This is a genomic window from Pseudomonas sp. ICMP 561 (genome assembly GCF_002699985.1).
Lineage (GTDB): Bacteria > Pseudomonadota > Gammaproteobacteria > Pseudomonadales > Pseudomonadaceae > Aquipseudomonas > Aquipseudomonas quasicaspiana.
This window is the reverse complement of record NZ_LKBT01000021.1, coordinates 19,960-43,517: the sequence shown is the minus strand read 5'-3', so window position 1 is coordinate 43,517 and position 23,558 is coordinate 19,960. Positions and strand designations below refer to the sequence as shown.

At 55.8% G+C, this 23,558-nt stretch carries 23 protein-coding genes and 1 pseudogene; 11 read left to right on the top strand and 13 right to left on the bottom strand.

The window, feature by feature from the left end:
* The first annotated feature begins 397 nt into the window (after window positions 1-397).
* Window positions 398-1,501, top strand: coding sequence for a tetratricopeptide repeat protein (locus AO242_RS16035; RefSeq protein ID WP_257153452.1), 1,104 nt, complete (start codon window positions 398-400; stop codon window positions 1,499-1,501).
* A gap of 380 nt (window positions 1,502-1,881) precedes the next feature.
* Window positions 1,882-2,244 (top strand): histone-like nucleoid-structuring protein, MvaT/MvaU family, encoded by a 363-nt coding sequence (locus AO242_RS16030; protein ID WP_099269505.1) that lies wholly within the window; start codon window positions 1,882-1,884, stop codon window positions 2,242-2,244.
* Window positions 2,245-2,703: 459 nt separating this feature from the next.
* On the opposite strand, the gene AO242_RS16025 is transcribed toward AO242_RS16030, so the two are convergent.
* Window positions 2,704-3,255: a DUF4946 domain-containing protein gene (locus tag AO242_RS16025; protein WP_099269504.1), complete on the bottom strand. Its 552-nt coding sequence runs from the start codon at window positions 3,253-3,255 to the stop codon at window positions 2,704-2,706.
* A 174-nt stretch (window positions 3,256-3,429) separates the two neighbouring features.
* On the opposite strand from AO242_RS16025, the gene gloA reads away from it, so the two are divergent.
* Complete coding sequence (gene gloA, locus AO242_RS16020) at window positions 3,430-3,951, top strand: lactoylglutathione lyase (RefSeq protein ID WP_095097829.1); 522 nt, start codon at window positions 3,430-3,432, stop codon at window positions 3,949-3,951.
* Window positions 3,952-4,014: 63 nt separating this feature from the next.
* Here the strand turns inward: gloA and ahpF are convergent, their stop codons facing one another.
* Complete coding sequence (ahpF, locus tag AO242_RS16015) at window positions 4,015-5,577, bottom strand: alkyl hydroperoxide reductase subunit F (RefSeq protein WP_099269503.1); 1,563 nt, start codon at window positions 5,575-5,577, stop codon at window positions 4,015-4,017.
* 124 nt (window positions 5,578-5,701) lie between these two features.
* Window positions 5,702-6,265: an alkyl hydroperoxide reductase subunit C gene (ahpC, locus tag AO242_RS16010; protein WP_027902690.1), complete on the bottom strand. Its 564-nt coding sequence runs from the start codon at window positions 6,263-6,265 to the stop codon at window positions 5,702-5,704.
* Between the two features lie 411 nt (window positions 6,266-6,676).
* On the opposite strand from ahpC, the gene AO242_RS16005 reads away from it, so the two are divergent.
* A complete protein-coding gene (locus tag AO242_RS16005; protein ID WP_099269502.1) occupies window positions 6,677-7,648 on the top strand; it encodes a DNA-binding protein in 972 nt (323 codons plus the stop codon).
* Here the strand turns inward: AO242_RS16005 and AO242_RS16000 are convergent.
* The 3 genes and pseudogenes from AO242_RS16000 to galU form a co-directional block, all read right to left on the bottom strand.
* Window positions 7,649-9,307 (bottom strand): annotated as a pseudogene (locus AO242_RS16000) (ATP-binding protein); the annotation flags it as partial. It abuts the gene before it with no gap.
* Window positions 9,308-9,451: 144 nt separating this feature from the next.
* Window positions 9,452-10,810, bottom strand: a complete 1,359-nt coding sequence (gene gorA / locus AO242_RS15995) for a glutathione-disulfide reductase (RefSeq protein WP_099269501.1) — start codon at window positions 10,808-10,810, stop codon at window positions 9,452-9,454.
* Between the two features lie 100 nt (window positions 10,811-10,910).
* Window positions 10,911-11,744, bottom strand: a complete 834-nt coding sequence (galU, locus tag AO242_RS15990) for a UTP--glucose-1-phosphate uridylyltransferase GalU (protein ID WP_027902687.1) — start codon at window positions 11,742-11,744, stop codon at window positions 10,911-10,913.
* 380 nt (window positions 11,745-12,124) lie between these two features.
* Between galU and AO242_RS15985 the strand changes: the two genes are divergently transcribed.
* Together AO242_RS15985 and AO242_RS15980 are read left to right on the top strand one after the other, a co-directional pair.
* Complete coding sequence (locus AO242_RS15985; protein ID WP_099269511.1) at window positions 12,125-12,313, top strand: hypothetical protein; 189 nt, start codon at window positions 12,125-12,127, stop codon at window positions 12,311-12,313.
* A gap of 102 nt (window positions 12,314-12,415) precedes the next feature.
* Entirely contained in the window at window positions 12,416-12,697 is a 282-nt protein-coding gene (locus tag AO242_RS15980; protein WP_099269500.1) for a hypothetical protein, read from the top strand.
* Between the two features lie 6 nt (window positions 12,698-12,703).
* On the opposite strand, the gene AO242_RS15975 is transcribed toward AO242_RS15980, so the two are convergent.
* Window positions 12,704-13,054: a hypothetical protein gene (locus AO242_RS15975; protein ID WP_099269499.1), complete on the bottom strand. Its 351-nt coding sequence runs from the start codon at window positions 13,052-13,054 to the stop codon at window positions 12,704-12,706.
* 168 nt (window positions 13,055-13,222) lie between these two features.
* Here AO242_RS15975 and AO242_RS15970 point away from each other — a divergent pair, with 168 nt between their 5' ends.
* From AO242_RS15970 to alkB, 3 genes are all read left to right on the top strand, one after another.
* Complete coding sequence (locus tag AO242_RS15970) at window positions 13,223-13,528, top strand: DUF1883 domain-containing protein (protein ID WP_095097853.1); 306 nt, start codon at window positions 13,223-13,225, stop codon at window positions 13,526-13,528.
* 25 nt (window positions 13,529-13,553) lie between these two features.
* Window positions 13,554-13,736: a hypothetical protein gene (locus AO242_RS15965; RefSeq protein ID WP_027902682.1), complete on the top strand. Its 183-nt coding sequence runs from the start codon at window positions 13,554-13,556 to the stop codon at window positions 13,734-13,736.
* 320 nt (window positions 13,737-14,056) lie between these two features.
* Complete coding sequence (alkB, locus tag AO242_RS15960; protein ID WP_099269498.1) at window positions 14,057-14,734, top strand: DNA oxidative demethylase AlkB; 678 nt, start codon at window positions 14,057-14,059, stop codon at window positions 14,732-14,734.
* A gap of 1 nt (window position 14,735) precedes the next feature.
* Here the strand turns inward: alkB and AO242_RS15955 are convergent, their stop codons facing one another.
* The 5 genes from AO242_RS15955 to AO242_RS15935 are packed head-to-tail and all read right to left on the bottom strand — an operon-like array spanning window position 14,736 to window position 20,202.
* On the bottom strand, window positions 14,736-16,553 hold the full coding sequence (locus AO242_RS15955) for a glycoside hydrolase family 15 protein (RefSeq protein ID WP_099269497.1): 1,818 nt from the start codon (window positions 16,551-16,553) through the stop codon (window positions 14,736-14,738).
* 37 nt (window positions 16,554-16,590) lie between these two features.
* On the bottom strand, window positions 16,591-17,409 hold the full coding sequence (locus tag AO242_RS15950) for an HAD family hydrolase (protein ID WP_099269496.1): 819 nt from the start codon (window positions 17,407-17,409) through the stop codon (window positions 16,591-16,593).
* On the bottom strand, window positions 17,402-18,934 hold the full coding sequence (gene zwf, locus AO242_RS15945) for a glucose-6-phosphate dehydrogenase (RefSeq protein ID WP_099269495.1): 1,533 nt from the start codon (window positions 18,932-18,934) through the stop codon (window positions 17,402-17,404). Before zwf ends, AO242_RS15950 begins: the two co-directional genes overlap by 8 nt.
* Window positions 18,934-19,911 carry a phosphogluconate dehydrogenase (NAD(+)-dependent, decarboxylating) gene (gnd, locus tag AO242_RS15940; RefSeq protein ID WP_099269494.1) on the bottom strand — a complete coding sequence of 326 codons (978 nt, stop codon included), beginning with the start codon at window positions 19,909-19,911 and terminating at the stop codon, window positions 18,934-18,936. Before gnd ends, zwf begins: the two co-directional genes overlap by 1 nt.
* 54 nt (window positions 19,912-19,965) lie before the next feature.
* Entirely contained in the window at window positions 19,966-20,202 is a 237-nt protein-coding gene (locus tag AO242_RS15935; protein ID WP_099269493.1) for a hypothetical protein, read from the bottom strand.
* 45 nt (window positions 20,203-20,247) lie between these two features.
* Between AO242_RS15935 and AO242_RS15930 the strand changes: the two genes are divergently transcribed.
* Window positions 20,248-20,421, top strand: coding sequence for a DUF6026 family protein (locus AO242_RS15930; RefSeq protein ID WP_099269492.1), 174 nt, complete (start codon window positions 20,248-20,250; stop codon window positions 20,419-20,421).
* A gap of 451 nt (window positions 20,422-20,872) precedes the next feature.
* Here the strand turns inward: AO242_RS15930 and AO242_RS15925 are convergent, their stop codons facing one another.
* Window positions 20,873-21,364, bottom strand: a complete 492-nt coding sequence (locus AO242_RS15925; RefSeq protein ID WP_027902676.1) for a GNAT family N-acetyltransferase — start codon at window positions 21,362-21,364, stop codon at window positions 20,873-20,875.
* Between the two features lie 598 nt (window positions 21,365-21,962).
* Here AO242_RS15925 and glgA point away from each other — a divergent pair.
* Complete coding sequence (glgA, locus tag AO242_RS15920; RefSeq protein WP_027902675.1) at window positions 21,963-23,552, top strand: glycogen synthase GlgA; 1,590 nt, start codon at window positions 21,963-21,965, stop codon at window positions 23,550-23,552.
* Window positions 23,553-23,558 lie beyond the last annotated feature (6 nt).

The window sequence follows — 23,558 nt, the reverse complement described above, 5'->3', positions numbered from 1 at the left end:
TCAGGCCGCCGCGCTTTTGATTTTGGGCGCCCCGTTAAATCACGCTGGCCGAACGCAGATTCTGAACCGTGGGCAACCCGGCAGGACGCCGGGTTAGCCGCACCGGGCCATGGATGGCCCATTGCGGCGGCCCACGGTTCAGGATCTGCGGGCGGGTACACCGAGCACCAGCGAGGTGCCGAGTGATGGGGCAAGAGCGTTTTGCTTACTTTTGTCTGGGCCGGCTTCCGGATGTTCAAAAGTGAGGCGCCGTAAGGGCGCAACCAATAAAGGCCAATAACGCGATAACGGATATGTACACATAAATCACTAAATGGAAGAGCTATAGATACCGGTCACTCAACATACATCGTTTGACACCAAGCCATCCCTCCACGAAGCTGCAAGCCGTAAAGAAATGGATATCGGTACTCTCATGCCTGTTCGAGGCTTTTTTTCAAAAACATCGGCCCGCCGCCGCATAGCACTAATCGCCGGATTAATCCTGATTGCGCTGATCGGCGTCGTTTACCTGACACGCCAATGGTCCGTCCCGCCTGCTCCCCCGGTGCTCAGCCAGACTTACGGTGAAGCCCTGGAACTGGCGCATAACGGAAAACCTGGCGCTGCAAGGGTCCTCTACCAACACCTTGCCCGCAACGACCTTTCCGATATTCGTCGCGCTAGCCTGCTGGCCGAGCTCGCCAACTACCCGAGCCCCCAGGCACTTAAACTGCTGGATGCCGCCCTGCAGAGCGACTCAGTCCTCATCCGTCAGGCAGCGATTGAAGTCACCACAAAAATGCTCCCCGACGGCAAGCGCAGTATCTTGCTGGGGCCATTGCTTGAAGACCCCGAGGCGGCGGTTCGTCTGGCTGCGACCATGGCCTTGCTCGACTTGTCTCCCGACGAACTCGGCCTGTACTTCGCAGCCTTGCAACACAGCGTCGACCTCTGCACGGCCAGCCTCAAAGCGCAGCCCGCCACGGGCACGAACCAACTGCAACTGGCTCGTTTACTGACACACAGCGGTGAAAAGACTACTGCGCTCTCAGTGTTGAAGGCCGCAATGGACGCCGAGCCGAAAAATCTGGATGTGGCCATTGCCTACCTCGATCAACTCGACCAGCAAGGGCAAGCCGAGCGCGCACGTCAGTTGCTTGCACAACTACTGGCGCAACACCCGCACTCCTCAAGGCTTCAGCATGCCTTGGGTATGTGGCTGCTGGTGCACGACCAAACCGAATATGCCTTGCTGGCACTGGCCAAGGCTGTTGAGCTGGAACCTGACAACACCGACTATCGCTACGATCTGGCCGTGGCGCTTCACGACCTGGAACAGGTAGAGGCAGCACAGAAACAATTGGCTGAAATCCTCCAGCGTCAGCCAGCCAACCGCAAGGCACGGATTTTATTGATTCGATACTGGAAGGAAACCGGACAATTGCAAAACGTTCAGGTACTGCAAGCCGGGCTTGAACAGCAGAACCCCGACGACCCCGCGCTGCAGCAGGGGCTATAGCAGAAACTGTCGCCTCGAGACCCGTTTTGACGATAAAGCCGGTCTATTTCTGTGGCCGTCTAATATCAGAAATAACTTACAGCCGACTTCATCAGATAAGACAACATGAGTAGCGTCGCGACCAACTGTAATCATCCATGCGCCTGGTTAATCGCATCAAAACTATTTTCTAAGTCAAAAAAAAAGTGCATGATTTACCCGCTACAGATTACAACTACCTTTTTTCATCAAAACGAAAGCGACAGGAAGCTCCCATTTTCATCAGGACAAAAACGCGCTTTGGATTCCCCAACGGAGGATCGAATACGCGTGTGAGCCCTAGTTCTTGTCATATCGTTTTGTGACGCTGGTAACAGCCACTCACCGTTGGAGTATGTTATTTGTCCAGACTTGCAGAGTTTCGCGCAGCAGAAAAAGCCCTTCAGGAACAGCTGGCTCAGTTGGAGTCCTTGAAGAATGATGCGGGCCTGAAGAAGGAGATCGAGTTCGAACAGAAGCTCCAGGCTTTGATGAGGACCTACGACAAGGGGCTACGCGATATCATCACGATCCTCGACCCTAAAGGCTCTTCGTCCCTGCCGGCAGCCGCAGGGCCAAAGCGCCGTCGCGCACGCGTCGTAAAGGTTTATCAGAACCCGCATACCGGCGAACTGATCGAGACCAAAGGTGGTAACCACCGCGGTCTGAAATCCTGGAAAGAGCAATACGGCGTAGATACCGTCGACTCATGGCTTCGTGCTTAATCAAGTTCGTTGCATAAAAAAGCCCTGCACAGCAGGGCTTTTTTATCGGAGTGACAACTCTCTGGCGTCAGATATAATTCTTCCGCATTAACCGCTTTCTTCATACCGGACCGCGGTTCAATATCGTTCAATAAAGTTCGACCACCCTCGCCGCGGTCACGACATCCACTACAGTTAATGCCTCGGGCAGCGATATCTATTTATATACCCCAGGTATCACCAATAATGATTGAGCCATAACCGCTAAAGGGAATCGTCAATCATTGCTAATAACGACGAGTTTTATCATACGAACTTGTCAGACTATTCCGATATTTATAAGTACGAGCGTTCCAGATTTTTCTCACGAGATTCACGATTTTTTCACAGGCACTATCCCAAGATAGAGGCTGCTAAAGGATTAGCGCCCCAATGCCCGCTTCGGCGGGCTTCTTTTTGCCTGAAATTCGTGTTCCGCGATCATTGCGCACCGTCCAGGCGCAGCGTGCTGCGGATCTGTAAGGCCTCGTCCTTCGTCTCCGCGTAGCCGGCCGCAGAACCGGCGTAAGACAGCGACCACGCGGTATTGGCTGTCGCCGCTGCTACCAGCGTCTGGGTCATGACGTGCACTCCGTTCTGGGTAATCGTACACGTCGTCTCAACTGCCGGAATTTTGCTCAGCTCCGTGGCACGCACTCGGGTACACACACTCTGGAAACCGCTGCGGGCAAAATTGACCTGCACGGCCTTGCGCATCTCCAGCAATACGCCCTCTACATTGACCTGGTGACCTGACGCCAGACGCGACTGCGTAAGTTCCATCACCATCACTGGATTGCCTGCCTGATCATTTTTGGCAGCCCGCTGCCGGGACTGTAGTGAAGGCTGAACTGAATCGGACTGCCCTGCGCTAAGGTCTTCGACCTCCCATCCGCTGGGCCATAGGATCACCGCGTCACTCGCATGAGCGGCACCAGCAATCAGTACCAGGCAAAAACCAATGAATGAATATCTGTATCGCGGGTCAATCATGAGCGGCGTCACCGAAGTCCATAAAAGCCATTACCGAGTGCATAAACGATGAAGTCTGCCCGCCCGGCTCCTCAGTAACAAGGCCCGGCGCACTTCATTTGCCACACAGGTTTGGCTTCGACGCGGGTGGCCCGTATCATTTGTGCATACAGAAGACCTCAACCGGAGATATCCATGAGCCTGCAAGACCTTAATACCTTCCCTGGCGTGACCGCAGAGCCGGAAGCTGCGACCCGGCAATTCGTGTTCAATCACACCATGCTGAGGGTCAAGGACATCACCGCTTCACTGGACTTCTACACCCGGGTGTTGGGTTTCAGTCTGGTTGAAAAGCGCGATTTTGCTGAAGCCGAATTCAGCCTGTACTTCCTGGCGCTGGTGGACAAAAGCCAGATTCCGGCAGACGACGCTGCTCGTAACGTATGGATGAAATCGATCCCGGGCATCCTCGAGCTGACGCACAACCATGGCACCGAAAAAGACCCGGCGTTCGCCTACCACAACGGCAACGCCGATCCTCGCGGCTTCGGTCACATCTGCATTTCCGTGCCGGACGTGCATGTTGCCTGCGAACGTTTTGAAGCACTGGGCGTGGACTTCCAGAAGCGCCTGGCTGACGGCCGTATGAACAGCCTGGCGTTCATCAAGGACCCGGATGGCTACTGGGTAGAAATCATCCAGCCAACACCGCTGTAAGCTAAAAGCAAAAAGGGCCTCATGAATGTTCATGAGGCCCTTTTTTATCGCCTGAAGATTTGCTTAGGCCGGTGCGGAGGTCCGGATCAAGTGATCAAAAGCGCTGAGTGAGGCTTTGGCGCCCTCCCCCAAAGCAATGATGATCTGCTTGTAAGGCGTGGTAGTGACGTCACCTGCAGCGAAGATCCCGGGAATGGACGTTTCGCCACGTGAATCCACAACGATTTCACCGCGTGGCGACAGCTCGATACTGCCTTTGAGCCAATCGGTGTTAGGCAGCAGACCAATCTGCACGAAGATACCTTCCAGCTCCACCGTGACTTCTTCACCATTCACACGGTTCTTGTAACGCAAGCCGTTGACCTTCTGCTCGTCACCAGTGACTTCAGTGGTCTGCGCATTGGTGATGACCGTAACGTTCGGCAAGCTGGTCAGCTTGCGTTGCAACACCGCGTCAGCACGCAACTGCACATCAAACTCCAGCAGTGTGACGTGAGCCACGATACCCGCGAGGTCGATGGCCGCTTCAACGCCCGAGTTACCGCCGCCGATGACCGCGACGCGCTTGCCTTTGAACAGTGGACCGTCGCAGTGCGGGCAGTAAGCAACACCCTTGTTGCGATATTGCTGTTCGCCAGGAACGTTCATCTCCCTCCAGCGTGCGCCAGTAGCAAGGATCAGGGTCTTGGCCTTGAGGCTTGCCCCGCTTGCAAACTTCACTTCATGCAATGCGCCGTCTTTACCAGCAATCAACTGGTCAGCACGCTGCAGGTTCATGATGTCCACTTCGTATTGCTTGACGTGCTCTTCTAGAGCAACGGCGAGCTTTGGACCTTCAGTGTGTTGCACGGAAATGAAGTTCTCGATCGCCATGGTGTCCAGCACCTGACCACCGAAACGCTCCGCCGCCACGCCGGTACGAATACCTTTACGGGCTGCATAGACAGCCGCTGCAGAACCGGCCGGGCCACCGCCAACGACCAACACGTCGAAAGCATCTTTGCTGTTGAGCTTCTGTGCCTGACGATCACCGGCACCGGTGTCGATCTTGGCCAGAATTTCTTCCAGGCCCATGCGGCCCTGACCGAACAGCTCGCCGTTCAGGTAGATGCTTGGCACCGACATGATGTGGCGATCAGTGACTTCGTCCTGGAACAGCGCGCCATCGATAGCGACGTGCTTGATATTAGGGTTGAGCACAGCCATCAGATTAAGTGCCTGGACGACATCCGGGCAGTTCTGGCAAGACTGGGAGAAATAGGTTTCGAACGTGAAATCGCCTTCAAGAGCGCGAATTTGCTCGATAGTGTCCGCACTGGCCTTGGATGGATAGCCGCCTACCTGCAACAGCGCCAATACCAGCGAGGTGAATTCGTGGCCCATCGGGATACCGGCGAAACGCAGGCTGATGTCTTGTCCCGGGCTATTGAGCGAGAACGACGGAGTACGCGCGTCGGTGCCGCTGTCGTTGAGCGTAATGTCTTTCGAGACGCTGATCACGTCGTTGAGCAACGCCAGCATTTCCTGGGATTTCGCGCCGTCATCGAGGGACGCGACGATCTCCACCGGACGGGTAAGCCGTTCCAGGTAGGATTTCAGCTGGGCTTTAAGATTGGCGTCCAACATGCGGGCGATTCCTTTTTGCTGTAGTAGAAAAAACAACGCCCAGGCGATGGTCGCCCGGGCGTTTTTTAGGGGCGATGCGGTTTACTTGCTCAAGAGCTCAGCGCCCCCAGCCGATGCATGCGGCTTAGATCTTGCCGACCAGGTCCAAAGATGGAGCCAGAGTGGCTTCGCCTTCTTTCCATTTAGCCGGGCAGACTTCACCTGGGTGAGCAGCGACGTATTGGGCAGCTTTTACTTTGCGCAGCAGCTCGGACGCGTCACGACCAACACCACCATCGTTCAGCTCAACGATTTTGATCTGACCTTCAGGGTTGATCACGAAAGTACCGCGGTCAGCCAGGCCAGCTTCTTCGATCAGTACGTCGAAGTTACGGGACAGGATGTGGGTCGGGTCACCGATCAACGGGTACTGGATTTTGCCAATGGCTGGCGAAGTGTTGTGCCATGCAGCGTGGGCAAAGTGGGTGTCAGTCGACACGCCATAGATTTCAACGCCGAGCTTTTTGAAGTCAGCGTAGTTGTCAGCAAGGTCTTCCAGTTCGGTTGGGCATACGAAGGTGAAGTCTGCTGGGTAAAAGAAGACGACAGACCATTTGCCTTTGAAGTCAGCTTCAGACACGTCTACGAAAGAGCCGTTCTGGAATGCAGTGGCTTTGAACGGTTTTACCTGGCTGTTGATGATAGGCATCGGTGGTTCTCCTAGGGGGTTGTTAATTCGATGGAACAGAGCTTACGCATAATGACCTATGCAGGCTCATTGGCAAACCTGATGTAGTCGATTGGTTTTCTCTATAACAGCAGCTTATTAATAGAAGGAAATGGTATGCCCGTAAATCCAGGCGTTGTGCCTTCATCTGACAAACACTGAACCTGTAGGAACGGACGCTTCGTTCAGACGCCGCGCTATCGCACCGCCAACAGTGGATCTGTAGGAGCGCACTAGCACCGCGAGTCCGCGATGGCGGTGTCTCAGGCAGGACACCTTCGCGGCCTCGCATTGCTCGTGCCCTCCTGCGAAATAAAACTCCATTCGATATAATTTCAAATTTAGTATGTAATTACAGGGTACATACCACAGTATGAAATAAAGGCGATCAAAATGGCCCGGGGCGGCGTAAGCAAGGCATTAGTACAGACGGCGCGCCTGGCATTGATGGCCCGCGGCGAGCACCCGAGCATCGATTCGGTACGTATTGAAATGGGCAACACGGGCTCTAAAACAACGATTCATCGCCATTTAAGAGAGCTGGACGCAGCTGACCGGGCAGGTACAACCCCGGCTGATATCAGCGACGAGCTGACCGGGCTGGTTACCCGCCTTGCCCATCGCCTGCAAGGTCAGGCACAAGAAACCATAGACGACGCACGGTCGCGCTTTGACGCAACCTGCCAGTTGCAACAGGAAGAATTACTGAAGACCCAGAATCAACTTGCAGAAACCAACACGCGACTGGAACGCAAGACAGAACAACTCAAGGAGCAAGCCGCCACCCTTCTCGCAACTCGCGAACGACTGCAGATCGAGCAGACCCACAACGCCCGGCTGACTCAGATCAATCAGGATGCGGCGACGCGCCTGGCTGAAAAAGATGAACAAATCCGCTCACTGGAAGAGAAAAACCTGGACGCCCGCGAATCTGCGAAAGAGCAGCGTGAGCTATCGCTGCGGCGTAACGACGAGCAGGAAGCAGAGCTGCGTCAGGCGAAGAAGATCGCTACGCAGCATCAGGTAGAAATCACCCGACTCACTCGTGACAACGAGCGCCTGCTGGCAGAAAACCGCAGCGCCCAGCGTGAACTGAACAGTCAGAATGATCAATTGGACAAAAAAGCGGCTCAGGTAGCAGGCGCCATTGAACAGCTCCAACAATTGGAAACCCGCTGCGCCCTGCTGGAAGAGCGTGCCCGAGCGGCACAACAGGAAAGTGCGGACACTCGCCAGCAACTGACTGACCAATTGCAGCAGAACCGAGTAGTGGAACTGATACTGATCAAGACCGAACTGGCCCTTGAAAACCTGCGAGCCACTCAGGCGAAGGCCAAGCCAAAACCTTCAAAACCCGCAAAATGATCAGGCTTGCTCACGCTGCTCAAGCATGGTTCGCACGCGCAATCCCAGCTCATCGACAGTAAAGGGCTTGGTCATCATGTCCATTCCGCTCCCGAGAAAGTCTCCACGGACCTGAGCTTCAGGTGCATAGCCGGTCACGAACAGGACGCGCAACCCGGGCCTGTATTGCCGGGCTATTTCGGCCAACTGACGCCCGTTCAGCCCCGGCAGCCCCACATCACTGACCAGTAAGTCAACGCGCTTCGAGCTCTGCAAGTAAGATAATGCGGCCTTGCTGTCAGCCGCTTCCAGGGTCGAATATCCCAGCTCCTGCAACACATCGACCATCAGCATCCGAACCGGCTCTTCGTCTTCAACCACCAGCACGCACTCGCCATTGACTGCGCGCGGCGCTTGCGGCCCATCAATGACGACCGGACTGCGCTCACTCACATCGTGGTGGCAAGGCAAGTAAAGCTGCACCGCCGTACCCTGCCCCTCAGCGCTGTCGATCACAACGTGACCTCCAGTCTGCTTGATAAAACCGTAGACCATGGACAAACCCAGCCCGGTGCCCTGCCCAATCGGTTTAGTCGTGAAGAAAGGGTCAAAAGCCCGGCCCAGAACATCGTCAGACATACCTGAACCAGTATCACGGACACTTAGACGAACATACTCACCCGCCGAAATCTCGCTCGATCGACCCTCAACACTGACGTGCTCGCTGGACACGGTCAGCTGCCCCCCATCAGGCATCGCATCCCGGGCATTGATGACCAGATTGAGCAATGCGTTTTCCAACTGGTGCTCATCCGTACTGGTCAGTTGCAGGCCATCGTTCAGTTCGATACGCAACTCGATGCTTTCCCCGATGGTTCGCGCCAACAGTTCCTGCATAGACGCCACCATCCGATTGACATCGACAGCACTATTGTTCAGCGATTGCCTACGGGCAAAAGCGAGCAGACGATGAGTAAGGGCTGCAGCCCGATTGGCAGAGGTCATGGCGGCCGTGATGTAGCGATCAATTTCATTGCTACGGCCAGCGGCAATGCGCCGCTGCATCAGATCCAGCGCACCCAGTACGCCGGTCAGCATGTTGTTGAAGTCATGGGCGATACCACCGGTGAGCTGCCCAATGGCGTCCATTTTCTGCGCGTGCCGCAACGCCTCTTCAGCCTGCTCACGCTCGGCCATTTCGATCTGCAGCAATTCATTGATACTAGCCAGTTCGCGGGTACGTTCGGCCACTCGCAACTCAAGGCTTTCATTGAGCTCACGGAGCGCTTCTTCAGCATTGACCTGGGCAGTGATATCGGTGTGAGTCCCGAGCCAGTGGGTTATGTGTCCGTGCTCATCGCGAATCGGCAAGGCCCGCGCCAGGAACCAGCTGTATGCACCGCTCTTGCTGCGCAACGGGAACGTGTCCTCCCAGATCGAGCCGGTCGCGAAACAGTGCGTGAGCCGCGCCGTCACCCGGGCGACGTGCTCCGGATGATGCACCGAACGCCAACCCAATGCGCGCATGGCCTCGAGAGAGGCCCCGGTATAGGTATACCAGCGCTCGTTGTACCAATAGATATTTCCGGCAGAGTCCGCTGTCCATGCTAACTGACTCATGTTGTCAGCCAGGCTGCGAAACTGCCGCTCACTCTCAAGCAACGCATCAATGTTGCGCATAGAACCTATATCTTGCTCGTCGAAATTCAATGGCATCGCCGCCCAAATAAATTGACTGCTCATTGCGGGTGTCCTTCCTGGAAAGTGGAATCAGCCCGGCCTTCATCCTGAATCCCGGGCATATATCATTTATGGAGCGAACGCTTAACGGTCCACCGGTGAGCGCATGGTGACGAACTCTTCAGCCAGTGTCGGGTGCACGCCAATCGTGTCGTCAAACTGGCGCTTGGTGGCACCAGCTTTCAGGGCAATAGCCAATCCCTGAATGATTTCACCTGCCTCCGGACCGACCATATGGCAACCCAGCACCTTGTCTGTTTTGGCATCGACCACCAGTTTCATCAGCGTCCGTTCCTGATTATCGGTCAGCGTGAGCTTCATGGGGCGGAAGCTGCTTTCGAAGATCTTGACCTCATGACCCGCCTTGCGGGCATCTTCTTCCGTAAGGCCGACGGTGCCAATGTTGGGCAGACTGAAAACAGCGGTTGGAATATGCGTGTATTCAACCGCCCGGTAATCTTCAGGCTTGAACAAACGTCGCGCTACAGCCATGCCCTCAGCCAGCGCCACCGGTGTCAGTTGCACACGACCGATGACATCGCCGATGGCCAGAATCGACGGTTCGCTGCTTTGGTAATTCTCATCAACTTCGACAAAGCCTTTTTCGTCTAGCTTGACGTTGACGTGCTCCAGCCCGAGGTTATCGAGCATCGGACGACGCCCGGTAGCATAGAACACGCAGTCGGTGTTCACCTGCTCACCATTCTTGAGGAGTAGCTGAAGACTGCCATCAGCCTGCTTTTCGATGCGCTCGATGTCCGCATTGAATCGCACATCCATGCCGCGCTTGGTCAGCTCCTCGTGCAAATGAGTGCGCACGCTGCCATCAAAGCCGCGCAGGAACATTTCCCCGCGATACATCAGCGTGGTGTCAGCGCCAAGGCCGTGGAAAATCGAGGCGAACTCGACCGCGATATAGCCGCCGCCGACGACTACGATACGTTTTGGAAGCTGGTTGAGATGAAACGCCTCGTTGGAGGTAATGGCGTGCTCGCGACCGGGAATATCCGGCACCTGTGGCCAGCCACCGACAGCAATCAGAATATGTTCAGCGGTGTAGATCTGACCGTTGACTTCAACCTCATGGGGCCCTTTGAGCGCAGCATGCCCCTCAAGCAACGTCACTCCGCTGTTAACCAGCAGGTTGCGATAAATGCCGTTGAGGTGCTGGATCTGGCGATCCTTGTTGGCAATCAGCGTTTGCCAATCGAAGCCCGGCTCTCCGGTCGTCCAGCCAAAGCTTTTTGCCTGCTCGAAATCTTCAGCGTAATGCGCACCATAAACCAACAGTTTTTTCGGCACGCAGCCTACGTTGACGCAAGTGCCGCCCAGATAGCGGCTCTCGGCGACTGCCACGCGCGCACCAAAACCAGCAGCAAAACGCCCGGCGCGCACACCGCCAGATCCGGCACCGATGACAAAAAGGTCGAAGTCGTAAGCCATGCAAATCTCCTAAACAGAGCTACAGCATATCAGTCAGAAACGACAAAGCCACCCGAAGGTGGCTTTGTCCAGCAAGCAAACCTGAGGAATTCCCGGTTGCTTAACTGCCTTTCTTGTAGAAGTGCTCGAAGCAGAAGTTGGTTGCTTCGATGTACCCTTCAGCGCCGCCGCAGTCGAAACGAGTGCCTTTAAATTTGTAAGCCAGGACGTTGCCTTCTGCCGCCTGCTTCATCAAAGCGTCGGTGATCTGGATTTCGCCGCCTTTGCCTGGCTCAGTCGCTTCGATCTTCGCGAAGATGTCCGGCGTCAAAATGTAACGACCAATGATCGCCAGGTTGGAAGGCGCATCTTCAGGCTTCGGCTTTTCGACCATGTCAGTGACACGGAACAGGCCCGGCTTGATTTCTTCACCCGCGATAACGCCATATTTGTGCGTTTCGTTGGCAGGCACTTCCTGGATTGCAACAATCGAGCAGCCATAGTGCTTGTGCAGTTTGACCATCTGCGCCAGCACGCCTTCACCTTCAAGATTGACGCACAAGTCGTCAGCCAGCACGACAGCAAATGCCTCATTACCGATCAGTGGACGACCGCTGAGGATTGCGTGGCCCAGACCCTTCATTTCAGTCTGGCGAGTGTAGGAAAAGCTGCACTCGTCGATCAGTTTACGAATGCCAACCAGGTATTTTTCCTTGTCCGTGCCCTTGATCTGGGTTTCCAGCTCGTAGCTGATGTCGAAATGGTCTTCCAGCGCGCGCTTGCCACGACCGGTGACGATGGAAATTTCATTAAGGCCTGCAGCAAGAGCTTCTTCCACGCCGTATTGGATCAGCGGCTTGTTGACCACTGGCAGCATCTCTTTGGGCATGGCTTTGGTCGCTGGCAAAAAGCGAGTGCCGTAACCGGCTGCGGGGAACAAGCATTTCTTGATCATAAAAGTCCTTTATAAGGGCTGTTGGCGTTAGCGGCGCAGTCTAATCAGGCGGCGATCACCTTACAATGGTCCGCCTCTGGCCTTTCAATGCCATGGTAGAGGAATCCTCGAGCAGATAGTTCCGCTCGATTTCAGATTTAAAGAACATCAAAGCGCCTTTGAGCACCCGGTTTCACACCCGCCGGATTCACTTCCTGCCAGCGCAAATACTCCGTTTTGATCAACAGAGACGGTGATTTCAGCAAGCATCCAAAGGTCACGAAAGCGTAGCCGAACACGGTTTAACTTGTAGGATTTATGTCAACGCAAAGCGCAGGAGACAGCCACCCAACTGACGCTTTATGATGCGCAACTGCATAGCCACCCACGAGACCGCTGCAATGTCATCAGTAAAAAACATAAACGGTTACCTGATCAAAAAGCTTCAGGATGGCCAGTGGTGGGCCTGCTCGGCCGAAGATGAAGCCATCGCGGGCCCATTCGCCAACGAAGAGGCCGCTATTGAAGTAGCCGCGGTCTTACAGGACCAGCCAAAAGCTTCACGTCGACGCACCGGAAACAAACCCTGATCGAAGCATATCGAATGATGTCGGAACGATGGCTCTCTGTGTCTGTCATAGCATCAAACCCTTGAACCTACTCCCCCGCCTTTCCTGAAGAAGTACAAAGACATGATCAGAGTTTTGTCCATTATCGCTGTACTGGGCCTTACTGGCTGTGCAACCGCATCCAACACGTACTTGAAGAACGGCAAACAGGGCTTGAACATCGACTGCTCGGGCGAAGCGATGTCTTGGGCCAGTTGCTACGAAAAAGCAGATGCTTCCTGCGCAGGGACTGGCTACGAGATCGTCGGTACCGATGGCACGCCACGGCCCCCCGAAAGTGAAAAGACTCTCGGGGTCGATGTGGGCAACTACAAGAACCGCAGCGTACTGGTCGTGTGCAAGTAAAGCGTCTTAGCCCGAAATACAGAACGTCGCAGCATGCTGTACGTCCTTGGGACGGATCGGCATATTGGACAGTCGTTCGTAAACTTTGATCGTGCTGCCGCCTGACCGGTTTTCAACGTCCAGAATCGCTGCAGGATCTTTGCTGAATTTCTGCGCAACGATCACCCGCAGGCCGTCATGGTGAGGTTCGATCAGAGGCGGCTTGCGGCTGTTGGCGATTTTGCCAACGAAGCAGTCGGTATATTCCTGCGGAGTTTTGCCAGACATCACGTTCATGGTCGCTGGGGTATGTTCGATATCTTCGACGGTGGCGCAGCCAGTCATCGCCAGAGCCAAAATCACGACAGCCAATTTCATACAATCCTCCCGGTAAAGGTGCTACGACAAGCCTGAGGGGAATTAAATCCCTGATAAAGTCGTTTTTAGCGAGATGACCGCAATAAAACCTTAATCGCTGATAAATGCGGACCTGCACCATGTTATCGTTTTGATTTTTTGAAAGAAGCCTTACCGTCGGAGACATCCATGAAATTCGTACACCAGCGTGAGCACCTCAATGAAGACGATCTGGTCGTCATTGAGTGTTCTCAGCTCTGCAACATCCGCCTGATGAATGACTCGAACTTCCGGACCTTCAAAAACGGCGGACGTCACACTTACCACGGCGGTGCATTCGACAAGTTCCCGGCCAAAATCGCTGTTCCGAGCACCGGCTTCTGGAACATCACCATTGATACTGCCGGTCGCAAGATGGATACCAACGGCGGGCGCAAAACCAATTTCACGCATTCGATCAAAATAGTCCGTCGTTCGACGTCTCGACTGAGCTGATCCCCACCAAAAATCAGGAGCCAACGTGAACACGCCTGCCCCGAGAACCACCAAATACGCCGTCAGCTACAAACTCAACGGCGAACGCCGCTTCGAATTCGCCCAGTTACAGTCTGCCTCCGTTGAAGAGGCAAGAAGCGCGCTGGAAAAAATGCACGGTGAAAGCGGCGATGTGATTAGCGAAGTGAAGGTCAGTAAGGCCCTGTAAACCCTTCACCGGCCAAGATAGCGCAAGATATGTCCCGGCACTGATCCTGCAGGAACATCCCGGTGTCCCTGACACCGCGCTGTCGCGCAGCAAATATAGGACCTGTAGGAGCGCACGAGCACCGCGAGGCCGCGATGGCGGTGTATCTGACAGGAAGCCATCGCTGCCTCGGGAAGAGGTCGGCACATCCCCCACATCATCGTCGTCGGGAATGCCGCCTTCCCGGATGAATCCGGTCCTACCAATCCTATGTTTGCCGCGAGACAGCAAGCTGCCATGCACATCAGAGCCCCTCAGTACTCTGAAGGATTTCCCACTCAATGAAACGGCAAAGCACGACGCCAATCACCTTCGACCTGTTCGCCGAAGAGCCCCCGCAAAGTACCGCCATGGAGCAGATCGGCCCCTGCTCCTGGGTACTGCGCGGCTTTGCGCTCGCGGAAATTGAGCGTTTGCTGCCCGCACTGGAAGACACGCTCAGCAAAGCCCCCTTCCGGCACATGGTGACGCCGGGCGGCTTCACCATGTCGGCAGCCCTGAGCAGTTGCGGCAGTTTTGGCTGGATGACTGACCGTGGCGGCTACCGCTATACCCCAATCGATCCGCAGACCCAACTGCCATGGCCCGATATACCCTCGGCATTCATGGCGCTGGCGCAACGTGCGGCCGGAGCCTGCGGCTTTGCGGATTTTGTTCCCGACGCCTGCCTGATCAACCAGTACATACCCGGCGCAAAAATGTCCCTGCATCAAGACAAGGACGAAAAGCACTACGAGTGGCCGGTGGTCTCAGTTTCCCTCGGGCTACCTGCAATCTTTCTTTTTGGTGGCCATCAGCGCAATGACAAAACCCAACGCGTAGCGCTGTTGCATGGCGATGTCGTGGTCTGGGGTGGTGAAGACCGTTTGCGCTTTCACGGTGTCCTGCCGATCAAGCCCGGCCGTCACCCATTGCTGGGGGAGCAGCGAATAAACTTCACCTTCCGGCGCGCCCATTAAGCTAAAGGGCAGCAGACTCATTGGCAGCGCGTGATTTGACCGGGCAGACCACCCTGTGCAGGTTGAGGGCGGTGTTGATAATGCCGATATGGCTGAACGCCTGAGGAAAGTTGCCCAGCATGCGCTTTTCCCTGGGATCGTATTGCTCGGCGAGCAAACCCAGGTCGTTGCACAACCCACACAGACGATCAAATAACGCCGATGCCTCTTCCTCACGACCCATGAGCACGTAAACGTCCGCCAGCCAGAACGAGCACACCAGAAACGTTCCTTCGTGACCGGATACACCATCAACGCTGCGCTCAGTGTCGTAACGCAACAGCAGACCGTCCTGAATGAGGTGCTTCTCGATGGCCGCAACCGTGCCAATCACTCGCGGATCATCAACCGGCAAGAAACCGGTCAGCGCAATCTGCAACAGACTGGCATCCAGCGCCGAGGAACCGTAGGTCTGCGTGAAACTGCCCATGTCCGGGTCGTAACCGTTCAGGCAGACATCCGCGTGGATGTCGTCGGCGACCTTGCGGTAGTGAACCGCCAGCGCCCGCTCCTTTTCGGTTTGCGCCGACTCCGCAAGCAACGTCGAATTGCGGTCGAAGGCGACCCAGGTCATGACCTTGGAATGAGTAAAATGGCGCGGCTCGGAGCGAATTTCCCAGATTCCCTTGTCCGGCATATGCCAGACTTTTTCCAGAAACGGCATGATCACGCGAGAAATCGCGATGCTGCGCGGCGGACGCGGCAAACCACCTCTGATAGCCTGAATCATGGCGTCAGCGACTTCGCCATAGACGTCCAGTTGCATCTGCGTCGCTGCACCGTTGCCGATGCGCACAGGGCGCGAGCCTTCGTAGCCATTCAGCCAGGGCAATTCGAACTCTGACAGTCGTCTCTCACCGCCAAGCCCGTACATGATTTGTATCTGTTCAGGATTACCAGCCACCGAACGCATCAACCACTCGCGCCATGCAGCCGCCTCCTCGAAGTAACCGAGATTCATGAACGCCAGCAGCGTCATCGTCGCATCACGTAGCCAGCAGTACCGATAATCCCAGTTGCGCTCACCGCCCAGTTGCTCAGGCAGCGATGTAGTGACCGCCGCGACAATGCCGCCCGTGGGCTGATAGGTCATCGCCTTCAAGGTGATCAGTGAGCGTTTGACCTGCTGTGTCCAGGGGCCGACGTCAGGGCAGCGATCAGAGAATTCAAGCCAGAAATACTCGGTTTCGGCCAGCGCCGATTCAGCGTCGATGGCGTCATGAAGGCTTTCAAAAGACGCCTGATGCGTCAGGACGAACGCCTGGCGCTGGCCTTCGGCGATCTCGAAATGGCAGCCCGTGTGGTGATCGAATGCGCGCAACGGCTCAGGGGCACGCAGCACCAGCATTTCAGGGCCCGCCACTGCCGTGAGGGTCTGGCCGCCTTTGTTCTCCACCCACGGCACACTGCTGCCGTAGTCAAAGCGAATCGCAAGGTCCATCTCGAAAGACACCTGCCCACTCAGGCCAACGACCATCCGAACCACGTGACTGCCTTCGCCCGGCGGCATGAAGTCAATGAGCATGGCGCGTCCGGTGGAGGTTTCGAACAGTGTCTCAAGAATCAGGGTACCTTCCCGATAACGCCGCTCGGTATTGACCAAAGGTTGGCTGGGAGCGAGCTTCCAGCGCCCGTTGTCGACGTCACCCAAGAGCGCGGCGAAACAGGCAGGTGAATCAAATCGCGGGAAGCACAGCCAGTCCAGCGAGCCATCTCTGGCGACGAGCGCGGCAGTTTTGCAATTGCCGAGCAATGCGTAGTCTTCGATCAATGCAGCCATGAACAGCATCCATCATCGGGGAAACATCAACAGCCGTTCAGCGCGGCAGCATGTAGCGCTCAATGGCGCTGGCAACTCCATCTTCCAGATTACTGCCGGTGACGACATCCGCCTGACTGCGAACGCTTTCCTCAGCCTGCCCCATGGCAACTGAAAACCCGGCTTTATGGAACATCGCGACATCGTTGCCGCCATCACCCAGTGCAGCGGTGTGCGCCATGTCGACGCCCAACTGCCCTGCCAGGGTGACCAGCGCATTGCCTTTGTTGGCATCCAGCGCAGTCACATCCAGATAGTAAAGCTGCGAACGTGCAGCGAAGGCTTTTCCTTCAATCATCGGGTTGAGGGTTGTTTCGAGCTGCTTCAAGAGCTCGAAATCGGTACTGGCGGCGACGATCTTGTCGACCCGATCCAGCCACGGCTCGAAGCTCTCAACCTGGACCGGCTCGTAACCAAGAGTCGTGCGTTCGTGCTCGACGTAAGCGCCCTGCGGATCGATCAGAAACCACTGATCATCGGCGAACACCCACACGGCTACGTCGTATCCGGCGAACAGCTCGATGCAGGTCCGTGCAGCTACCGGGTCAATGCGGTAAGCAAACAGGACGCTGCCGTCCGGGGCAACGATATTGGCACCGTTGAAGCCTGCGGTCGGTAGATCGACGCCCAGGGCTTCAATCTGTTCGCGCATGGCGCGCGGCGGACGACTGCTGGCCACGGTGAACAGGATTCCGGCATCACGCAGCCGGGCTACGGCATCGATCGTCGCCTGACTCAAGCTGTGATCGGGACGCAATAAAGTCCCATCGATATCGGAAAGCACGAAACGAACTTGCGGTGTCTTTACTTCAGGCATTGATATCCCGCCATTCTCGACCGTCTTTGCCCAGCAATGTATCCGCAGAAGCAGGTCCATTGCCCCCCGCGGGATACAGCTCGACCTGAGGATTGTTCTGCCAGGCATCCAGGAACGGCTGCACCGCCCGCCAACCGTTTTCAATGTTGTCGGCGCGCTGGAACAGGGTCTGATCCCCGGTGAGGCAGTCGTAAATCAAGGTTTCATAACCCGTAGACGGCTGCATCTCGAAGAAGTCTTTGTACTCAAAGCCCAGCTCGATGTCTTCCATTTGAAGGGTCGGACCGGGACGCTTGGCGTAAAGGTCAAACCACATACCCTCATTGGGCTGGATATGGATGCGCAGGTAGTTGGGCTTGATACGGTCGACTTCGGTATCGCGAAACTGCGCATAGGGCGCTGGCTTGAAGCAAATGGCAATCTCGGTGCTGCGCATGCTCATGCGCTTGCCGGTGCGCAGGTAAAACGGTACGCCGACCCAGCGCCAGTTATCGATCATGACCTTGAGGGCCACGTAGGTTTCAGTGGTACTGGCCGGATCAACCTTGTTTTCCTGACGATACCCGGGCACATCAGCGCCATCCCTGGAGCCTTCCGAGTACTGACCGCGAACCGAATTGGCCAGTGCCTCCTTTTCAGACCAGGGGCGAATCGCACCGATGACCTTGGCCTTCTCGCCGCGAACTGCATCGGCTCCGAAGGCTGCCGGGGGCTCCATGGCAACCATGGCCAGCAACTGGAACAGGTGATTGGGCACCATGTCCCGCAACGCACCGGTGTTTTCGTAAAAACTGCCGCGTGTCTCCACCCCTACCGTTTCGGCGGCAGTGATTTGCACGTGGTCGATATAGTGATTGTTCCAGAAGGATTCGAACAAGGCGTTGGAGAAACGACTGACCAGAATGTTCTGTACTGTCTCTTTGCCCAGATAGTGATCGATCCGGTAGATCTGCTTCTCGGTCATGACCTTGAGCAGGCACTCATTGAGTGCAACGGCGCTGGGCAGGTCGGAGCCGAAAGGTTTTTCGATGACGACCCGGCGAAACTGGCCCGGTGCTTCACTCAGCAAGCCCGAAGAACCGAGGCGCTTAGCGACTTCGCTGAAGAAGCGCGGAGCAGTTGCCAGGTAGAACACCGCATTGCCGGTGCCGGTGCTTTTGATCTTTGCGGCGATATCGCTGTAAGTGGAGTCGTCGAGGAAGTCGCCCTGCACATAGCTGATACGGCCAGCCAGTTTGCTCCACAGCTCCGGATCCAGAGGATCCTTACCGTCATCAGCAACTTTGCTGGCTGCCTCCTGACGAATGAAATCCTCGAGCTTTTTCGCAAAATCCGCATCGCTGATCGCGTTGTGGTCAACGCCAACGATATACAGGTTTTCATCAACCAGACCGTCCCTGCTCAGGTTGTACAGCGCCGGCATCAACAGGCGCTTTACAAGGTCCCCATGGGCACCGAACAGGAACAGCGTGGTGGGTGGCGCAACTTCAGGCGTTTGCCGGGTAGTGCTGCGCGATAAACCCATTATTTAGGACCTTCCTTGTGACCGCCGAAACCAAAGCGCATTGCCGACAGCATTTTGTCTGCGTACGAGCTCTTCTGCCGTGAACGGAAGCGGGCAAACAGTGCACTGGAGAGTACTGGGACAGGAACGGCTTGCTCCATGGCAGCCTCGATGGTCCAGCGCCCTTCACCGCTATCGGCCACAGCACCGGAATAAGCGTCCAGTTGCGGGTCGGTTGCCAATGCATCGGCAGTCAGGTCCAGCAGCCATGAAGAGACAACGCTGCCGCGACGCCAGACTTCGGCGATATCGGCCATGTTCAGATCGAAGCGTTGCTCGACCGGCAGGTTTTCCGAATTCTTCTGCTTGAGGATATCGAAGCCCTCGGCAAAGGCTTGCATCATGCCGTACTCGATACCGTTGTGAATCATCTTCACGAAGTGACCGGAACCGGCCGGGCCTGCGTGGATGTAGCCACGTTCAGCGCGGTCATCGGCAGAGTTACGACCTTTGGTGCGCTCGACAGAGCCCATGCCCGGAGCCAGCGTCGCGAAAAGCGGATCAAGGCGTCTCACCACTTCATCTTCGCCACCGATCATCATGCAGTAGCCGCGCTCAAGACCCCATACACCGCCGGACGTACCGACGTCGACATAATGTAGCCCCTTGGCTGTCAGCGCCTGAGCACGACGTACGTCGTCTTTATAGAAGGTGTTGCCGCCATCAATGATCACGTCGTCTGCATCAAGCAGGTCGCTCAGGACATTGATGGTTTCTTCAGTAGGCTCGCCTGCAGGGAGCATGACCCAGATGGCGCGAGGCTTGTCCATGGCTGCCACCAGCGCAGGCAGATCGACTGCGGCAGTCGACCCTTCCTTGGCAAGGGCGCTGCGAGACGCTTCATCACGGTCGTACACCACGGTGGTGTGGCCATTGAGCATGAGGCGTCTTGCGATATTGCCGCCCATGCGGCCCAGTCCGATGATTCCAAGTTGCATGCTGGTGCTCCGTAATTCGCGATAAAACAAAAAAATGTTACCTCATTGTACAGCTCACTCCGTCGTGAGCCAGCCATGAGCATGATTTTTAAAGCGGCAAATTCCCGCTATCCCAAGCGCTGCGGGGGCTGCAAGGTGGCCAATGGACACCATTCGAGAATCACAAGCAATCAAGAACAAGAAACGTTCGCGACCCTCCAAAATAAAAAAGTTCCATTTTTGCGCAAAAGAAATCAGAATTGTGGCCGATAGAGAGGTAAGCAGAGGCGAGTCGGGGATCGCGATAGTCATTTGCCAAGACCTTTCATGTTGAATCCGCCATTTGCGAGGTGAGCAATGGGCACTGTACTACCGGCAACCGCACCACAAACTCTCTATGTCACTATCCGTCGTGACGAACTGCGCCAACTTAAAGAAGAGCGCGAACAGTTGCTCAGCAAGGTCGCTAATTTGAGCCTCATGCTGCAACAATCGCAGTTGATGATCTCCAGCAACGCACTTCAAGCCTGACCCCCCACTCGTTGCCTCTGGGCAACGCAGCGTGACGAATAGCGGCAAGCCCGATCAGCTGGCTTGCCCGTGGCAGCACCCTCCTCCGAATTCCTTTCTTTTCTGCTCTAAAAACCATTCTCAATTCGAGTTTTTAATCAGCACTGCCTGCTGGATTTGAAACGTATTCTGTAGGAGCCCACGGGCACCGCGAGGCAGCGATTGCGTCCTGTCTGATACACCGCTATCGCGGCCTCGCGGTGCTCGTGCGCTCCTACAGGTTCTAGGTTTGCCTCAAGACAGCGCGTTGTCAGGGACACCCGGACACCTCCTACAGGGCTGGCGCTGTACGTGGGACAGTGCGGCAACTCTTACGAACCAATCGTTCCAGGCTCCGCTGCCGGGGTGTTTCACCTAAAAATCCGACCGGACACCCTGTCTAACGTTCAAACCCTATGCGGGTTTAGCGCGATTACAGTGTCTTCTGCCAGAACATGGCCTTGCCCATCTGCGGATCCAGCTCATAGCCCGCGAAGCCGAGTTTGCGATAGGCGCCCTGGGCGACAACGTTGCCTTCCAGCACTTCCAGGGTCAGCTTGCAGCAACCACGTTGACGGGCGATTTCTTCGACCTTTGCCAACATCTTCTGACTGATACCCAAACCTCGGTATTTACCCAGAACTGCGACGTCATGAATATTGACCAATGGCCGACACTGAAAGGTTGAAAAACCCTCGAAGCAATTGACCAGCCCCACCGGCTCGCCAGCGATGAAGGCCAGGACACTGAACGCGTGAGGACGCTTCGCCAGCTCAATGGCAACTTGCTGCTGCGTATCAATCGATAACGGCTCACCACCGCCCATGACATCTTCGGCGTACTGACTGAGCATGAAGCCGATCGCTTGCGCATGCACCGGGTTGGTGTAGCTGGCTTGCAGTACCAAAACTTCAGGGCTATCCATTACATCCTCTATACGACTGCGTGATCACGAATATGGCTGACTCGACCGAGTCAGGCCTCCGATTCTATCCCGACGTGCGCGAAAATGTTTCGATCAGAGATCAGGATAATTCTACGAGTGCCCCAGGAATAAGCGACACACGCACCAAGAAAAGGCCGTAGTCGTTGTAGGAGGTTATTTTTGCCCCACGTAGGCACGTGCCACACGCCCGCCTGAAGCCCAAGAGCACTATCGTCTAACAATCCGACGGCCGGTCATTGGCATGCCCCATGGGATTTTTTTCCGCTCTAACATAGAGCAGTGCGGCATTTCGCCACATATAACGGATGATATTGCCCCCGTGTAATCAGGCTCCGAACCCTATCCCAGACATTTCCCACAAAAAAAGTCGAAACTTTCCAATCAACGCACAGGTCATCTGATAACAGCGCCTATGCTGTTGGCTAAGCCCGCGTTTTTAGCACTACCTGTCTGTCCGTGAAGAACGCAAACAGTAAATGGGTACTGATCTTGCGTAGTGCTTGTGTGCCCGGTCATAGGACATGGCCAATAACAAATCTGATGCAGTACCGATACTGTATTGAATGGGGAGAAATCGATGATTAGCGCCGCTGTCAAAACCCAGAAGGGAGAGAGTTTTAATCAGCCGGCCAGCGAGCTGACTCATCTGCCAGGCTTCGCTACGACGAGCGTTCCACTGCTGCAACTGCCTGCCGTTACACAGCCTGTGATCGTGTCGAGCAATAGACGTAAAGTCCTGTTTGTCACGTCTGAACTGGCTGACCTGGTCAAGACCGGGGGGTTGGGTGATGTTTCTGCCGCGTTGCCGCGCGCCATGCGCCACCTGCACGACGTCAGAGTGCTGATTCCCGGCTATCCGCAAGTGCTTAACAGTGGTAACCCGATTCACGTCATCAGCCAATTGGGTGGCCACGCAGCCCTGCCGCCTTGCAAGATCGGCCGGATGGACATGAAAGACGGCCTGGTGATTTACGTGCTGATCTGCCCAGAGCTGTATGAGCGTGAAGGTACGCCTTACGCCGACAGCCAAGGACGTGACTGGTCCGACAACCATATTCGCTTCGCCCGACTGGGTCTGGCGGCGGCTGAATTTGCAGCCGGCGCAGTAAAAACCCAGTGGAGCCCTGAGCTGGTTCACGCTCATGACTGGCCTGCCGGCCTGGCACCCGCCTACATGAAATGGCGCGGACAGACCACTCCTACGATCTTCACCATTCACAACCTGGCTTATCAGGGCACTGTCAGCACGGCGTCCGCCCGGGAACTGGGCATTCCGGATGAAGCGTTGAGCGCTGAAGGTATGGAGTTCTACGGCAAGCTGTCATTTATCAAGGCAGGTATGGCTTACGCCAGCCACATCACCACGGTCAGCGCGACCTATGCCAAGGAAATCACGACCCCCGAGTTCGGTTGCGGCCTTGAAGGTTTCCTGCAGCATAAAGCCAACCGCGGCCAGCTCAGCGGTATCCCGAACGGGATTGACGCCAGTTGGGATGCAGCGACCGACGAACACTTGATTTGCCACTTCGCGCCTAATGAATGGCAGCGCAAGGAAATCAACGCCGACCACGTACGTGAATTGTTTGAACTTGAGCCGTCCACAGGCCCGCTATTCGCCGTGGTTTCGCGTCTGGTCTACCAGAAGGGTCTGGACCTGACCATCGGTGTTGCTGAACACATCGTTAACAATGGTGGCCAGATCGCGATTATCGGTCGTGGCGAGCCCGAAGAAGAAGACGCCATGCGCGCCCTGGCAGAACGCTTCCCGGGGAAAATCGGTGTACGTATCGGCTTCAATGAAACCGACGCCCGTCGCATGTTCGCAGGCAGTGACTTCCTGCTGATGCCGTCGCGTTACGAACCTTGCGGTCTGAGCCAGATGTACGCCCAGCGTTTCGGCTCTCTGCCGGTCGCTCGCAACACCGGCGGCCTGGCTGACACCATCGAAGATGGCGTCACCGGCTTCCTGTTCAACGAGTCAACGGTCGAAAGCTATAAAGAAGCATTGAACCGCGCCTTCAAGGTGTTTTCCAACTCAGCACTGATCAACGCCATGCGTTGCCGGGCAATGGCAGCCCCGTTTAACTGGCACCAAGCGGTAGAGCCTTACGCAGAGCTCTATCAGGACCTGTTGAAAAAGAACGTGGGAACTGCACTTCATTATTGATTAAGG

Bases quoted from the DNA above. Each gene is read 5' to 3' on its own strand.
- AO242_RS16035 (WP_257153452.1), top strand. From the start codon at position 398: ATGGATATCGGTACTCTCATGCCTGTTCGAGGCTTTTTTTCAAAAACA.
- AO242_RS16025 (WP_099269504.1), bottom strand. From the start codon at position 3,255: ATGATTGACCCGCGATACAGATATTCATTCATTGGTTTTTGCCTGGTA.
- gloA (WP_095097829.1), top strand. From the start codon at position 3,430: ATGAGCCTGCAAGACCTTAATACCTTCCCTGGCGTGACCGCAGAGCCG.
- ahpF (WP_099269503.1), bottom strand. From the start codon at position 5,577: ATGTTGGACGCCAATCTTAAAGCCCAGCTGAAATCCTACCTGGAACGG.
- ahpC (WP_027902690.1), bottom strand. From the start codon at position 6,265: ATGCCTATCATCAACAGCCAGGTAAAACCGTTCAAAGCCACTGCATTC.
- AO242_RS16005 (WP_099269502.1), top strand. From the start codon at position 6,677: ATGGCCCGGGGCGGCGTAAGCAAGGCATTAGTACAGACGGCGCGCCTG.
- gorA (WP_099269501.1), bottom strand. From the start codon at position 10,810: ATGGCTTACGACTTCGACCTTTTTGTCATCGGTGCCGGATCTGGCGGT.
- galU (WP_027902687.1), bottom strand. From the start codon at position 11,744: ATGATCAAGAAATGCTTGTTCCCCGCAGCCGGTTACGGCACTCGCTTT.
- AO242_RS15985 (WP_099269511.1), top strand. From the start codon at position 12,125: ATGTCATCAGTAAAAAACATAAACGGTTACCTGATCAAAAAGCTTCAG.
- AO242_RS15980 (WP_099269500.1), top strand. From the start codon at position 12,416: ATGATCAGAGTTTTGTCCATTATCGCTGTACTGGGCCTTACTGGCTGT.
- AO242_RS15975 (WP_099269499.1), bottom strand. From the start codon at position 13,054: ATGAAATTGGCTGTCGTGATTTTGGCTCTGGCGATGACTGGCTGCGCC.
- AO242_RS15970 (WP_095097853.1), top strand. From the start codon at position 13,223: ATGAAATTCGTACACCAGCGTGAGCACCTCAATGAAGACGATCTGGTC.
- alkB (WP_099269498.1), top strand. From the start codon at position 14,057: ATGAAACGGCAAAGCACGACGCCAATCACCTTCGACCTGTTCGCCGAA.
- AO242_RS15955 (WP_099269497.1), bottom strand. From the start codon at position 16,553: ATGGCTGCATTGATCGAAGACTACGCATTGCTCGGCAATTGCAAAACT.
- AO242_RS15950 (WP_099269496.1), bottom strand. From the start codon at position 17,409: ATGCCTGAAGTAAAGACACCGCAAGTTCGTTTCGTGCTTTCCGATATC.
- zwf (WP_099269495.1), bottom strand. From the start codon at position 18,934: ATGGGTTTATCGCGCAGCACTACCCGGCAAACGCCTGAAGTTGCGCCA.
- gnd (WP_099269494.1), bottom strand. From the start codon at position 19,911: ATGCAACTTGGAATCATCGGACTGGGCCGCATGGGCGGCAATATCGCA.
- AO242_RS15935 (WP_099269493.1), bottom strand. From the start codon at position 20,202: ATGACTATCGCGATCCCCGACTCGCCTCTGCTTACCTCTCTATCGGCC.
- AO242_RS15930 (WP_099269492.1), top strand. From the start codon at position 20,248: ATGGGCACTGTACTACCGGCAACCGCACCACAAACTCTCTATGTCACT.
- AO242_RS15925 (WP_027902676.1), bottom strand. From the start codon at position 21,364: ATGGATAGCCCTGAAGTTTTGGTACTGCAAGCCAGCTACACCAACCCG.
- glgA (WP_027902675.1), top strand. From the start codon at position 21,963: ATGATTAGCGCCGCTGTCAAAACCCAGAAGGGAGAGAGTTTTAATCAG.